Consider the following 13,922-nt stretch of genomic DNA (forward strand, 5'->3'; position numbering starts at 1 on the left):
TGTCCGCCAAGGAAATGCCCAATCCACTGGCCCTCGATGCCGCGGGCCAGGCCTGGGTCGAACGGACACTGGCCGGCCTGTCGACCGAGGCGGCGATTGCGCAGCTGTTCGTGTTGTCCAGCCGCGAGGACACGATCGAGGAAAACCTCGCCATAGGCGCTCATCGCCCGGGCGGCATCCACCGCTTTCCCGCGCGCGATCTCGCCCAGGCGGTGGCGGCCACGCGCCGCATGATCGAAGCGGCGGAAATTCCGGTGCTGCTGAGCGGCGACATCGAGGGCGGCACGGCGAGTTACCCCTTCGCGACCCCCCTGCCCAATCAGATGGGCATAGCGGCGTGCGATGATCTTGCGCTGTCGGCGGCGGTGGCGGAAGTGATCGCGCTCGAAAGCCGCGCGCTGGGGTATGACTGGTCCTTCACGCCAGTCGTGGATCTCAATGTCGCGTTCCGCAACGCCGTGGTGGGCACGCGATCCTATGGAGCCGATGTGGACCGCGTGCTGGCGCAGGCGCGCACCTATGTCCGCGTGCTGCAGGCACACGGCATCGCCGCCAGCGCCAAACACTGGCCCGGCGACGGCATCGACGACCGCGATCAGCATCTCACCACAACCGTCAATCCGATGACGCCCACGGCGTGGGCGGAAAGCTTCGGTCGCATCTTCCGCCAATTGATCGCGGACGGCGTGATGACGATCATGTCGGCGCATATCGCCTTGCCCGCTTATGCCGCAGAAGCCGGTGTTACCGGGCGGGAGCGGTACGCCCCGGCGTCGGTATCGCTGCTGCTCAACCAGCGTCTGCTCCGCGAGGAACTCGGCTTTCGCGGCCTGATCGTCTCTGACGCGACGGTGATGGGCGGGCTGACGAGCTGGCTGGATCGCCGCGAGGCCGTGCCGGCCGTCATCGCCAACGGATGCGACGTGTTCCTGTTCAGCCGCGACGCGGCGGCGGACATGGCGCTGATGTTGGATGGTCTGCGGGAGGGCCGCTTGTCGGAAGCGCGGCTGGAGGAAGCGGTGCGTCGCATGCTGTCGTTCAAGGCGGCACTGGGCCTTGATCGGCGCACGCCGGCCGATCGGCTTGGGTCGCTGGAGGCCGTTCGCGCCGGACTGCAGACCGAGCGCAGCATCGGGGTTGCCCGCACCGCCGCCGGCCGCAGCGCGACCTTGGTCAAGGACACGCAGAACCTGCTCCCGCTCGATCCGCAACGCCATCGTCGCGTCACCGTGATCACCGATCCCGGATGGACGTTTTTTGCAGGGGCAGTGGAGCGTAGTTTCGATCCGTTCTTCGAGGGGATGCACGAACGGGGGTTCGAACTACGCGACTTCGACCCCGAGGCACCGCCCAGCGGCGACGACACCGACCTGCTGATCTACCTGATCGGCCAGGAAGCGACCCCGAGCATCGGCCAGATCCACCTGGACTTCGCCAAGATGCACGGCGGCATGCGCCGCGCGATGATGCAGTTCAATCAGGAGATGCCGACGCTCTTGCTGTCGTTCGGCCAGCCCTATTACCTGCGCGACGCCGCCAACTTCGCCACGTACATCAACAGCTATTCATCGCTGGAGACGGTGCAGCGCGAGCTGGTGTCGCGCCTGGTAGGCGCAACGCCGTTCACCGGCGTCAGCCCGGTCGATCCGTTTTGCGGCGAGGCACAATTGTGCTGGTAAGGATATCAGCACGTGGCGCCGGGGCCACACAGCGATCCAATCCAGCGCGATCTGCCGATGTGGCTTGACATACCACGCCCGTATATTGTTTTGCGCTAAACATAACAAGTATGGAGCGGGATGATGACGGGCAGCGCAGGGACGAACGGTAATCTCGCAAATGGCAGCACGGGGCTGCGGGCAGTGCGGACGTCGACGGCCGCGCGTGCGCTGATGGCAGCGTCGCTGTCGATCGCGTCGCTGGGCATAGGCACCGCAGCCGCCCAGGAAGCGCCTTCCCCGCTCGACGCCCCGGAGGCCCAGACGGCCGAGGCCGGCGATATCATCGTGACCGCCAATCGCACCGAATCGCTCGCGTCGAAGACGCCGATCGCGCTCAATGCGGTCAGCGGCGCAGACCTGATCGGCGCGGGCGTGACCAATCCGACCACGCTGTCCGACATCATCCCGACCGTGGCGATCGATCGCACCGATGGGCTGCGCATCACGATCCGCGGCGTATCGAGCAACGACAATACCGAAAAGGGCGACCCTTCCGCGGCGTTCCTGCTCGATGGCGTCTATATCGCCCGGCCACAGGCTCAGGAGGTATCGTTCTTCGATCTTGATCGGGTCGAAGTGCTGCGCGGGCCGCAGGGGACCCTGTATGGCCGCAATACGACCGCCGGCGTGGTCAACGTCATTTCGGCACGCCCCAAGCACCGCTTCGAGGCGTCGATCGAAGGCGGCTACGGCAATTTCGACACGCGCCAGCTGACCGGCATGGTCAACGTGCCGATCGGCGATCATGTCGCGGTGCGCGCCGCGGTCAATTACGATCGCCGCGACAGCTATATCCGGCAGGGAAGTTCGCCCTACGATCTGAGCCCGTTCAAGGATAATCTCTCGGGCCGGCTGAGCGTGCTCGCCGAACTCGGCGAGCGCACCAACCTGCTGGTTCGCGGCGATTACAGCGCGATCAAGGGGCGGCCGACCAATGCCGTGTCCGCCTACAACTTCTTCGCCCCATTCGCCGGGCCGGCAGACGGGCAACGCGGCACCGACCCCCTCTATCTGACCGGCGTGTCGTCCAAGGATCGGCGTCTGCTGGGCTTTAGCGAAGGCAGCCAGAGCAGCCGCGACAACAGCACCTGGGGCGTGATGACGGAACTCAATCACGAGCTGAGCGACCGCCTGACGCTGACCTATCTCGGCTCGTATCGCGAATTCGAACGCGACGAGGAGGCGCCCGGCCTGACCGGGTTCGTGCCGGGCATCAATCTGGCGCTGTCCAACCCCGGCTCGCTCGACGCTTCATACTGGCAGACCTCGCACGAGCTGCGCCTGGCCTATGCCGGAGACCGCCTGACGGCACAGATCGGCGGCTATTTCTTCAAAGAGCATTCGGTGTCGGAGGTGCTCATCACCGGTCTGCTCAGCCCAACGCCGGGCACGCCGGGCTATATATTCGGCTTCCTGCAGAATCCGACCACGGCGCGCTCGGTCGCCGGCTTTGGCCAGGCGACCTACAGCCTGACCGACGCGCTGCGCGTCACAGGCGGGCTGCGCTACACCAGCGATCACAAATCGCGGGTTGGTGCGACGATCATCCACAGCGCGGTGGGCGAACCGCTGGTCTTCCCGCCGGATTCGCTGAACGATGCCAGCCGCCGGTTTCACAAACTGACCTGGAAAGGCGGTTTGGAGTTCGACCTGAACAACCGCACCTTGCTATATGGCAGCGTCTCGACCGGCTACAAGGCAGGCGGTTTCAACGATGGGTGCCTGGCCGGCGATGACAATTGCAACGCGCCGGTGCCGGAAGAAGCGCTTTTCTATCAGCCGGAAACGCTGACCGCCTATGAACTGGGCTTCAAGATGCGCACCCTGGGCAACGCGCTACGGCTGAACGGCAGCTATTTCCATTACGATTACAACGGCCTGCAATTGAGCCAGGCGAGCAACATCTGTGGCGGGCCGTGCCAGATCACGACCAACGCGGCGACGGCAAAGATCGACGGCGTCGAGCTGGAAGCGGTCCTCACGCCGAGCCCGCGCAACCGTTTCGGCGCCACCGTGGCCTGGCTAAACGCGCGATTCACCGACTATGAGGTCGTGCCCGGCGTCAATTTCGCCGGTGCGAAGCTCGATCGTTCGCCCAACTGGGTCGCGTCGGTTGATTACAGCTACAGCCTGCCGCTCGGCAATCGCAGCGACATCACCGCGCAAGTGCGCAGCCGCATCAGCGACTCCTACGAGTTCCTGTCCACCACGCTGCGCGCGCAGTTCCGCCAGCCCTCCTACACGCGCACCGACCTGACGCTGACCTACAACGCGCCGGACCGCCGCTGGTATGTGCAGGGTTTCGCCAAGAACCTCGAAAACGCCGTCGTGCTGTCGAGCGCCACCACGGTGGCGGCGTTCCCGGGTCTTGCCGGCGGCACGGTGACGTTCCAGGATCCCCGCACCTACGGTATGCGCGCCGGGTTCAAGTTCTGATCTCGCACGTTTGCCTATCAGCCCGGTCGCACCGCAGGGAATATGCCATGACGATACGCATGATAACGCTCGCGGCGGCCGGGCTGGCCACCATGATCGCGCCGGTCGCAGCGGCGCAAAATCGCAAGAGCCCGGTGGTGGCGGTGACTGGTGGCACCATTGCCGGCGTACGCGACGGTAAGGTCGAGGCGTTTCTCGGTGTCCCCTATGCCGCGCCACCGGTCGGCCCGCTCCGCTGGCGCGATCCGCGACCTGCCCCGCGCTGGTCCGGCCCGCGCGATGCCCGTGACTTCGCGGCCGACTGTGCCCAGCAGCTTTTCCCGGGAGACGCCGCCCCGCTTGGCACGCAGCCGTCCGAGGACTGCCTCTATCTAAACGTCTGGCGCCCGACCGGCGCTGCACCGACCAGGAAGCTGCCGGTGATGGTGTGGCTTCATGGCGGTGGCTTCGTCAACGGCGGGAGCTCGGCACCGGTCTATTCGGGCGCGCCCTTCGCGCGCGACGGCGTGATCATGGTCAGCCTCAATTATCGCCTGGGACGCTTTGGTTTCTTCGCGCATCCCGCGCTCGAGGGCGAAGGCGGCGGCGGCGGTAACTTCGCCTTTAACGACCAGATCGCCGCGCTGCGCTGGGTGAAAGCCAACATCGCCGCGTTCGGCGGCGATCCCGCCAATGTCACGCTGTTCGGCGAAAGTGCCGGCGGCATCTCCGTCCACGTGCTCATGACCTCGCCGTTGGCGCGCGGCCTGTTCGCCAAAGCGATCGTGCAATCGGGCGCCGGACGCGGGCTGACCGACCCGACGCATATCCCGAGCTTCACTGAGGCGCTGATCGCGGGGCAGAAGTTCAGCGCGCCGCTCGGTCGCATCGTAAGCGCAGCGCAGTTGCGCGCGCTACCCGCCGACCGCGTGATCAAGGGGCTGAACATGGCGACGATGGACGTCGCCGACTATGCCGGTCCGATGATCGACAATCGGACCGTGATGGAAGCACCGATCGATGCCTATCGCGCCGGTCGCGGTGCCGCCGTGCCGCTGCTCATCGGCACCAATTCGATGGACGGCCTGCCGTTCGGGCCGGACAAGGAGCTTTTGTTCGCCGGCTTCGGCAGGGAAGCAGCCACTGCACGGCGCTTGTACGATCCGCGGGGCGATCGCGCGTCGCCGGCGGTGGCGACCGATCTGTTCGCCGATCGCTACATGAACGAGCCGACCCGGGCCGTCGCGCGCCTCCTTGCCCCCCGCCAGCCGGTCTGGCTGTATCGCTTCGATTATGTCGCCACCGCGATGCGTCAGGAGTGGGCGGGCGCGCCGCATGCGAGCGAGATACCGTATGCATTCGACACGGTGCAGGTGCGTTATGGCACGTCGACCACGCCGGCGGATCTGGCGGTCGGTGCGCTGATGCACCGGAACTGGATCGCTTTCGCCCGGTCCGGCGAAAAGGCCCTGTCCCGTCTCGGTTGGGATCGTTATGCGCCGGGTTCGTCCTCGCTCAACCTCATCGATGCGCAGGGCAGGAGATTGGCCGCCGATCCATTGCGCGCGCGGCTCGACTTCATTGAATCGACGCGAAAATAGGCAAAGGCAGCGCTGTTGGAGTTTGCGAGTACGCGGCGGGTTCCATAAGCTGGGTTGAGCATGATTTGTAATGTGCCGAGCATGGTCCGGCGTGCCGGTGCGCTTTTGGACCGGCTGTCAATAGCCCCACAAGTGGACGTTTGAACCATCGTCGCCGCACGCCAACTCCAGCCATTCGTTAATGGGTGGAGGGCCTCACTTCCAGCGAGGAAAAGCAGCTGTCCGGGGTCCCAAATCGGGAAAATGGCCGGTCGGCGCTCGGCCAAGGATCACTCGCTCGGGTTATGGTAGGCCGGGCGGAGAAGAGTGATCGCAAGTTTGAGTTTGCGGATTTGACGGCACCGCATTCGAAGCCAGCGGGCTATGACGCCCGCTGGCTTAGCTCCTCAAATCTGAGCCAATCCTCCGTCCGTGAACAGCTCGCTGCCCGTCATAAAGCTGCTATCCGACGATGCGAGAAACGCAGCGGCCGCCGCGACTTCGGATGGGTCGCCGACATGCCCGATCGGTGTGGTGGCCCCCATCTCGATCATCGCGTCGCGGCCGACGACTTCGGCCGCCAGTTCGGTCAACGTTGGTCCAGGCGATAGGACATTGACGCGAATACCCGTACCGCGCAGATCCTGCGCCCAGCTGCGCGCGAGGTTGCGAACAGCAGCCTTCGAGGCGCTGTAGATGCTGAACGCCGGCGTGCCCATCACACCGGTGGTCGAGCCGGTGAGGATCACCGAACCACCCTGGCCCATCAGCTTCAAGCCCTTCTGCACCGTGAAGATCGTGCCCTTCACGTTGATGTCGAAAGTCTCGTCATAATGCTCGGGCGTGATCTCGGTAAGCGACAGCAGCGTGCCCGTTCCTGCATTGGCGAACAGAATATCGAGCGTGCCGCGCTCCTGCTTCACCGTATCGAACAGCCGGTCGAGATCGCCGGAATCGGTGACCGATCCCACCACCGCACGCGCGTTCGCACCGAGTGTGGCCACTGCCGCGTCCAGTTTCTCCTGCCTTCGGCCGAATATATAGACGAACGCGCCTTCCTCGATAAAGCGCTTCGCCGAAGCCAGGCCAATGCCCGTCCCGCCGCCGGTGATGACTGCAGTCTTGCCTTCTAGTCGGTTCATACATGCCTCCAGTTCTTGGTTGCATGTAGTTGGACCTCTGCCTACCTAACGACAAGTATGCACCTTTTGGTAAGTATCTCTAATGGCTGAAAAGCGCCCCCCCCCCCCCAGCGCCGATCCCGCTCCCGTTGCGCCAGCCTTCACCTGCGGCCTCGACGCGACACTCAAGATCATTTCCGGCAAATGGAAGCCGCTCATCTTGTATTTTCTGTTGCGCGGACCGACGCGATACGGGGAGCTAAAGCGCGCCGTGCGCGACGTCAGCGACAAGGTTCTGATCCAGCATTTGAAGGAGCTGGAGGCGGACGGCGTGTTGCGCAGGAACGACTACAAGGAAGTGCCGCCACGCGTCGACTACACGCTCACGCAGCTCGGCCAGAGCCTCGCCCACGCGCTTGAGCCCCTATGCACCTGGGGAACCGAGAACATGACAGAGATGCAGAAGATCTTCGTCGAGCGCGATAGCTGGGCGCGCGAGAAGCACACCTAGCTGCCGCCCGCACACGAACGAACCTGGGTTGGGGGTGCGTCGAGGCGCCCAGCTGGACGGCTAGATCTGGCAAGAGCTTAGCGTCAGCTTTGCTCCCGAAACGACCCAATAGATGACATTCGCGGTCGTTTAGACACGTCCCAACAGCGGACATTCAATCATCTTGTGGCTCGCACGCGTCTCTGCTCAGATCGGCATCTATGATCGCATGAACCTGGAAGCGGCGCACGAAGTCGCTTGCCGACTCAGAGCTCCAAGCCGGCAAGTGAGCGACGATGGCTGGTCAAGCTTCCGTGAGCGCCGAGAAGTCCATTGCGGCAAGATCCGTGAGCAGCTCAGGCCCGGTCGGCTCCCACCCAAGGCGCGCGCGTGTCCAGGCACTCGATGCAGCCATGCCGAGCCCAGCGAACGGTGCCATCCAACCGAAATAGCGCCGGACTTCGTCGGCTGCGACCGAGCGGACGGGCAGCCCTGTTCCCTTCCCGATCCCCTCGGCGATGGCGCGTGCCGTAACACCCTCCTCAACCGCCGCATGATAACGAGCGCCCGGCTCGCCCTTCTCCAATGCTAGGACGTACAGCTTTGCCACGTCGCTGACATGCGCTGCGGCCCAGCGTGTGTGCCCCTCGCCGAGATACGCCACCGCTCCCGCCCGGCGCGCCTCGGTTACCAGCGGGGTGATCAGCCCGGCCTTGGTGGTGTCGTGCACCTGCGGCAGTCGGATCGTTCGCACGTCGATGCGGCGCGCCATCAGTGCCGCGCCAGCCAACTCGGTCGCGATCCGCGGATTGGCGTGGAGCGGGTTGAACACGTCCTCCATCGCAGGACCGCCGTTAAGCGGTGTGCCGATGCCGACGCCCGAGGTGATCAGTATCGGCTTCTGCGTCCCCGCCAGCGCCTCCCCCATTGCGGCGATGTTGCGTTCGTCCTTCTTGGTATTCTCGAAGAAGGTCGCAAAATTATGGTCGAACGCGCAGTGAATTACAGCGTCGGCCGCCGCAGCGCCACTCGCGAGCGTATCGGGCTGTTCGAGGTCGCCGCGATGGACGTCGACGCCAGCCGCTTCGAGGCGATGGGCACCCGCCTCGGATCTGGTGAGGCCAAGCACATAATGGCCGCGACTGCGTAGCTCTTGAATGACGTGCGAGCCGATAAAGCCGGTCGCGCCGGTTAGAAAAACGCGCATGGGACATCTCCTTGTTACCAAGTCGAGGTATCGATCCCTGCCGGACCGTGTTAAAGTAGTGATCTTATCATGGTATAGCGCCTAACAGGATCGATCATGGCCAGTGAAGCCTCTAACCCGCTCGGCACCTATCTTCGCGATCGTCGAACCCGTCTGGACCCAGTGGCATTCGGGCTCGGAGGCGGGCGGCGACGTACCCCGGGGCTCCGCCGCGAAGAAGTGGCAAGCCGGGCAAACATAAGCCCGACATGGTACACGTGGCTGGAACAAGGTCGCGGTGGCGCTCCCTCAGCCGACGTGCTCGATCGCATCGCCAAGGGCCTGATGCTTACCGAGCCGGAACGCGAACACATCTACATGCTTGGCCTCGGCCGTTTGCCCGAGGCGCGCTACCAACCAGTCGACGGCATCAGCCCCCGGCTTCAGCGCGTACTCGACGGAATGGTGCTTAGTCCTGCAATCATCAAGACAGCGATGTGGGACGTCGTCGGCTGGAACAGGGCCGCTGCGCTGCTGCTGACCGACTATGCCAAGCTGCCGCGCGAAGGGCGGAACGTCCTTCGCCTGATGTTCGGCAGTGACCGTGTCCGCGCCCGGAACGAGGATTGGGCTGGCATCGCCCGCTACGTCGTTGGCGCCTTTCGCGCCGACGTTGCGCGGGCGGGTGCGAACAACAGCACGGCGACGGCTGACCTGGTCGCCGAACTGTCTCGCAGCAGCCCCGAGTTCGAAGCACTGTGGCGAGACAACGACGTGGTCGCTCACACCGAGGGGACAAAGCGAATCCACCACCCAGATGCCGGACTGCTCGCCATGGAGTTCTCCTCGTTCGCAGTCGAAGGGCGGCCCGAACTCGGCATGATCATCTACAACCCCGCATCGTCGGCGGATGCAGAGCGACTGCGCGCGCTTTTAGACGCTCGCGGAAATTGATCGAGACCAACAGATCACGGGTGGCTCGATTTGACCCAATAGGCGACCTTCAGCGGCCTTCCGGCGCTCTCCGAGAAACGCTGTTCGTACACATCGGCGGCACAGCGTGATAAGCATAAAATCGCAGCCACCTGGGCGCCATCTGTCCAACAGTATCGGGAAAGCGGAAACACCAGAGGCTTAAGCAAAACGATCGCCTCAACGAACCGGCAAGGGATCGGCTGCTCAGCGTTTCGCCCCGGGTTCCAATGCCTTTTGCCAAACCCGTTCCGCCCCATAATCAATGGCGAACTGTCTAGATCCGATCCAGTCCATCCCGATGACCGCCAAAGGCTGATTGACCCCGCCAAGCCTGTCGAACAACGGCAGCGCCGCAACGCTCACGCCGACATTTTTGTAGGACCAAGAGCCGACGGTTGCCGAACCCTTATAAGCAACAAGAGGCGTTTCCTTGCCATCTATGCCGGTAATCCCTCCAGCCACGATGCCAACCGCGTCCGCCCGTCCGAAATTCGCCAGTCGGGCGAATTCCGGCGAAATGATCGACTTCTGTGCCCCCGTATCGAGCAGCCCCCATCCCTGTGCGGTCCCGATTTTTACGGGGATCAGCACCTTCCACGGTTTCAGCCATTTCGAACGGATGGGTTTCCATCCCAAACCCGACGGTTTGCCACCCGATCCGCTAAGTTGAACGCATGAACGATCCCAGCGCCATGTGGTCAGCAATCGACCGAAGATATCGACCCCTGCAAGGCCCGCGATATCGTGGCTGGCCAAAGATGGCGCAGCGACGCCGGGCACGATCATGTCTTCAACGGCAAGCGGTCCCGCCTCGAAACGATTTATTCGAAACAGCCGAACATCAATCTGACCGCCCATGCCCTGCGCTTGTTCCCCCGGACCATCCGGCTGCAAACGCAACTGCTTGACTCGTCTCTCATCCAGTGTCGTGCCGCTCGAGCCTGTGTCGAGGACAAAATCGAAGGGTCCGGTATCGTTGATCCGAGCGGTGATGACAGGGCTTCCCCCATCTCCATGCTCCAACGGTAGGCACCCCAGCGACGTTGCCGGCATTGGCGTTAGGCCCCCCAGCGCTGTCGCTACGATGGCTAGTAAGATCGTCACGCCATCCCCAATCCGCTAATGTACCACCTGTATTACCACAATACCACACCCTGCAATAGCCGGGACCGCCGAGCGCTCGTTTCTGGTCGAATAAAGTGGACACTCGGGCGCGGACTAAGCTGGCGAGCGCTTGTATGGCGGCTCTCGTATCTGGATAGAACGCGGCGGCCGCCAAGAGCAACCTAGATCCATATCCGGAGGCCCACTTAACCTTCCTGGCTTCCCAAATTTAGACGTTCGTTCACCCAGCGCCGACTGAGCTTGGCGAAAGGTTGTTCGCCGTCACTGTCGTGAGCGGGAAGGAACGAGACGGATAGCTGTCAGGGATCTCACGAAATCTGAGCAGCCCGCTACCCAAGTAATATAGTCCAGATCCGAAAAATGTCACTCAAGTTCGAGTTGAGCAATGCGTTGTTCCGTCATGTGCAAAACCTCGGACAACCGCGCCCCAATGGCATTCTCATTCACTGTATCGGCAATGTCCAATGCGCGATCAATCAGGACCGCAGCAGTTTTCAGCTTCATAATCTTCAAGGTCATAATCGCCCCCTTTCGTATCGCCCTTAGCTATGGATACAAAACGAACGATCAATGATGCATCTCCCCGAATGAGCGACAAGACGTTCCTGAACGTAGACGAACAGCGAAGACAGTTCATTTGTTGATATATTATTTTAGTTACGTGAATTTTTATTATATCTGTTGATAGTCCTGGTGCAACGAGTAAAAAACGCGCCTATTTTGTCGGGGAGTTGTCATGTGCTATTCTTCGCCCAAATGCTTCATCTAAGAAGGGATTTAGCCTTTGCCCCGACATAGCGCCGCTACGCGCCTCGCGACCGATATGCTGGACTTCCGTCGATTTCGCGGAGACATAATCTCGCGCGATATTTTCGCGGAGCCCGCATGGGACTTGTTGCTTAGACTATATGTTGCTCAGGCCAACGGCAATCGGCTGACGGCAGAAGATGCGAAGGGCTCAGCAGACGTACCGTCAAATGTCATGATTCGCTGGATGAAGCATCTTGCGAACCTGGGTTACATTCGGGGATTTGAACCAGATCGCCCAGATAGTCGCCTAGAACTAGCCGAAGTAGCCTTAAAGAAGATCGAGTTGGTTTTAGAAAAGGGCCTTTCGATGCAGAACTTCGCCGAATAGAATCGAGATTGCGACAAGCAACTGTGCTTGTCGATCGCCTGCGCCATCCACTATCCGCCGCTTGAGTTTTGCAGGCACACGCTGCCGTTCTGTCGGGGTTGGCCGAGGATTTCTTCACCAGCAAAGCAGCTGCGGTCTCGGCCTTCGGCTTTGGCGCGATATGCCGCCGCATCGGCAAGCGCGATCAGAGCGTTGCCCGTCATCGGTCCCCGGATTGGCTGCCAATCGGCGATGCCAGCACTAAACCGGATCGGTATGTTCGTCCCGGCCCCGCCGCGAATGGTCTCGCGCAGCAGTTCCAGCAGCATCGCAGCATCGATGGCGGTGGTATCGGGGAATACAGCCAGAAACTCTTCACCGCCCCACCGCCCCAGAATTGCAGGCGGCGGCAGGATGTCGTTCGCTGCGCGAGCCAGCGTGACCAGCACGGCGTCGCCACCGGCATGGCCGTGGGCGTCGTTGATCGCCTTGAAATGGTCGAGGTCGATCAGCGCGATGGCCGCCGATCCGGTCAGACGGGCGGCATCGGCCAATGCGCTATCAGCACGTTGAATGATGCCGCGTCGGTTGGGCAGACCGGTCAACGGGTCGGTGAGCGTCATGGCAACAAGGTGTCGTCGGTGCCTCGCGCCGAGGAGAATGAGAACGATCAGCATAACGAGCCCGAGCACCGCCGTGATGACCAGCAGCCGGACCCATCCGATCCAGTGCGCAACGACCAGAGACTCCTGAGCCAGGCGGGCTTCCGCTTTGCTTGCCCGCAGCATCTGCTGATCGCGCGAAAGCCACACGCCCGTCACTACCGTCTGGCGCGCGCGCGCCGCCTCACTCCAGGCACGATAGCGCTTCACATATTCCTGCAGATCAACAAATGCCCCCCGGTTGTTCCCGACCCGACGCTGAGCGTCGGCCCGCAACCGATATGCGTCGCTGATATTGACCGAGGAGGATCGTGAATATGGTCCAGCAATCACTGGGTCGAGCAGACGGATTGCGTTTCGTGGCTTTCCCGACGACAAAGCGATCTCGGCCCTCAGAATATCAGTCTGCGCCGCCGCACTGAGCGAGCTGGTCGCGAAAGTACGGTGGGCGATATCACAACGCCGGCCTGCCTCCTTCGCGCGACCCAGCCCAACCAGCGCGCGACAAATTTCGAGTGCGCGATACGCATCGCCGACGTCATCACCGCGACCCCGCATCGCGCTTTCCGCCAGCGTCATGAGATGGAATGCTGTTGCAAACTCGCCACGCTTGTTCAACAGGCGTGCCCGAAAGACCGTCAACAGCACCGATTTGGCCCGCGCCGGTCGCCTGGCATAGAACCGCAAAGCGGAGGCGTTGAGCGCCAGTGCGGTGCTATCGTCGCCAGCATCTGCGACCAGCTTGAACAGCAGATGCGCCGTATCTGCGGCGAGCCGGCCGTCGGCGCCCCGGCGCGTCTCGCGATAAGCGTCAATCAGATAATGTGCCGCGTCGATTAGATTACCGGCGCGTCGTTCGAGGTCACCGGCGGCTGCCACCGCACACGCGTGAAGGCCGACGCCTGTGGGATATCGTTCGACGATCTGGCGCAGCAACGGCAGATCATGCGCCGCCTTATCCAAATGGAATGTGTTGCTGGTCTCCAAGACGGTCAGCGCGTCGCGCAACGGAACGGCGCTTGCTGGCAAAAGATCCCTGGCCGATCGTGCTGCTGAAGCGGCGTCGTCGTTACGTGACAGCACGCCGAGCGCAAGCGCTCGCACGCCGAGAAGATGCGCGCGCCGCACAGGGTTCCGTTCTCTCGAAAGCGCAGTATCAACCTGCTGCAGACCCTGTTTCGGGTCATCGTCTATTCGGTCGAGCAGGCGGTTTACAGTCGTGCCACTCCCAGGCAAACAGGTCGCCGCTCTCGCAGGTGGCGAAAAGACAAGCAATATCGCCGCCGGTATCGTGGCGAGCCGTCCGCTCTGGAGGGAGATAAATCGATATCGATCGTCCACCCACTCCGTTATTCAGACGAGCGTTAACGAGCCCTTTAAAAACCGTACTGGATCTAGCGATGTACAGTAGCGCGACGGCCTGAATTGGTCGCGAGCGGCCTGTCCGCTTTCGGATTCGTACCAGATGTCGCAAATGCCCGGAATTGGTGGAAAGCCGAAATTCACAGTAGTGGCTGCATCAGGTGAGTT

At 62.5% G+C, this 13,922-nt stretch carries 11 protein-coding genes; 6 read left to right on the forward strand and 5 right to left on the reverse strand.

Translation table 11 applies throughout. The features are described 5' to 3' along the window. The first annotated feature begins 14 nt into the window (after positions 1–14). The 3 genes from NV401_RS12295 (at position 15) to NV401_RS12305 (ending at position 5,737) form a co-directional block, all read left to right on the forward strand. On the forward strand, positions 15–1,679 hold the full coding sequence (locus NV401_RS12295; protein WP_261294723.1) for a glycoside hydrolase family 3 protein: 1,665 nt from the start codon (positions 15–17) through the stop codon (positions 1,677–1,679). Positions 1,680–1,802: 123 nt separating this feature from the next. Beyond that, positions 1,803–4,157, forward strand: coding sequence for a TonB-dependent receptor (locus NV401_RS12300; protein WP_261294724.1), 2,355 nt, complete (start codon positions 1,803–1,805; stop codon positions 4,155–4,157). 47 nt (positions 4,158–4,204) lie between these two features. Further along, a complete protein-coding gene (locus NV401_RS12305) occupies positions 4,205–5,737 on the forward strand; it encodes a carboxylesterase/lipase family protein (RefSeq protein WP_261294725.1) in 1,533 nt (510 codons plus the stop codon). Between the two features lie 386 nt (positions 5,738–6,123). Here the strand turns inward: NV401_RS12305 and NV401_RS12310 are convergent, their stop codons facing one another. Then, on the reverse strand, positions 6,124–6,858 hold the full coding sequence (locus tag NV401_RS12310; RefSeq protein ID WP_261294726.1) for an SDR family NAD(P)-dependent oxidoreductase: 735 nt from the start codon (positions 6,856–6,858) through the stop codon (positions 6,124–6,126). A gap of 82 nt (positions 6,859–6,940) precedes the next feature. Here NV401_RS12310 and NV401_RS12315 point away from each other — a divergent pair, with 82 nt between their 5' ends. After that, entirely contained in the window at positions 6,941–7,348 is a 408-nt protein-coding gene (locus NV401_RS12315) for a winged helix-turn-helix transcriptional regulator (protein ID WP_261294727.1), read from the forward strand. 283 nt (positions 7,349–7,631) lie between these two features. On the opposite strand, the gene NV401_RS12320 is transcribed toward NV401_RS12315, so the two are convergent. Continuing rightward, complete coding sequence (locus NV401_RS12320; RefSeq protein ID WP_261294728.1) at positions 7,632–8,534, reverse strand: SDR family oxidoreductase; 903 nt, start codon at positions 8,532–8,534, stop codon at positions 7,632–7,634. A 96-nt stretch (positions 8,535–8,630) separates the two neighbouring features. Here NV401_RS12320 and NV401_RS12325 point away from each other — a divergent pair, with 96 nt between their 5' ends. Next, the gene (locus NV401_RS12325; RefSeq protein WP_261294729.1) at positions 8,631–9,467 is read left to right on the forward strand and encodes a helix-turn-helix transcriptional regulator; all 837 of its coding nucleotides are present in this window, start codon (positions 8,631–8,633) and stop codon (positions 9,465–9,467) included. Between the two features lie 225 nt (positions 9,468–9,692). Here the strand turns inward: NV401_RS12325 and NV401_RS12330 are convergent, their stop codons facing one another. Beyond that, positions 9,693–10,511: an aspartyl protease family protein gene (locus NV401_RS12330; protein ID WP_261294730.1), complete on the reverse strand. Its 819-nt coding sequence runs from the start codon at positions 10,509–10,511 to the stop codon at positions 9,693–9,695. Between the two features lie 465 nt (positions 10,512–10,976). Then, a complete protein-coding gene (locus NV401_RS12335; protein ID WP_261294731.1) occupies positions 10,977–11,132 on the reverse strand; it encodes a hypothetical protein in 156 nt (51 codons plus the stop codon). A 304-nt stretch (positions 11,133–11,436) separates the two neighbouring features. Between NV401_RS12335 and NV401_RS12340 the strand changes: the two genes are divergently transcribed. Next, on the forward strand, positions 11,437–11,751 hold the full coding sequence (locus NV401_RS12340; protein ID WP_261294732.1) for a hypothetical protein: 315 nt from the start codon (positions 11,437–11,439) through the stop codon (positions 11,749–11,751). Between the two features lie 50 nt (positions 11,752–11,801). On the opposite strand, the gene NV401_RS12345 is transcribed toward NV401_RS12340, so the two are convergent. After that, positions 11,802–13,733 carry a GGDEF domain-containing protein gene (locus NV401_RS12345; protein ID WP_261294733.1) on the reverse strand — a complete coding sequence of 644 codons (1,932 nt, stop codon included), beginning with the start codon at positions 13,731–13,733 and terminating at the stop codon, positions 11,802–11,804. Positions 13,734–13,922: the final 189 nt, after the last annotated feature.

The organism is Sphingomonas hylomeconis, from assembly GCF_025370105.1.
GTDB lineage: Bacteria > Pseudomonadota > Alphaproteobacteria > Sphingomonadales > Sphingomonadaceae > Sphingomonas > Sphingomonas hylomeconis.

What these genes read in the sequence shown, in the direction of transcription:
- NV401_RS12335 (WP_261294731.1), bottom strand. Translation starts at nt 11,132, where the DNA reads ATGACCTTGAAGATTATGAAGCTGAAAACTGCTGCGGTCCTGATTGAT.
- NV401_RS12300 (WP_261294724.1), top strand. Translation starts at nt 1,803, where the DNA reads ATGACGGGCAGCGCAGGGACGAACGGTAATCTCGCAAATGGCAGCACG.
- NV401_RS12325 (WP_261294729.1), top strand. Translation starts at nt 8,631, where the DNA reads ATGGCCAGTGAAGCCTCTAACCCGCTCGGCACCTATCTTCGCGATCGT.
- NV401_RS12295 (WP_261294723.1), top strand. Translation starts at nt 15, where the DNA reads ATGCCCAATCCACTGGCCCTCGATGCCGCGGGCCAGGCCTGGGTCGAA.
- NV401_RS12305 (WP_261294725.1), top strand. Translation starts at nt 4,205, where the DNA reads ATGACGATACGCATGATAACGCTCGCGGCGGCCGGGCTGGCCACCATG.
- NV401_RS12310 (WP_261294726.1), bottom strand. Translation starts at nt 6,858, where the DNA reads ATGAACCGACTAGAAGGCAAGACTGCAGTCATCACCGGCGGCGGGACG.
- NV401_RS12315 (WP_261294727.1), top strand. Translation starts at nt 6,941, where the DNA reads ATGGCTGAAAAGCGCCCCCCCCCCCCCAGCGCCGATCCCGCTCCCGTT.
- NV401_RS12340 (WP_261294732.1), top strand. Translation starts at nt 11,437, where the DNA reads ATGCTGGACTTCCGTCGATTTCGCGGAGACATAATCTCGCGCGATATT.
- NV401_RS12320 (WP_261294728.1), bottom strand. Translation starts at nt 8,534, where the DNA reads ATGCGCGTTTTTCTAACCGGCGCGACCGGCTTTATCGGCTCGCACGTC.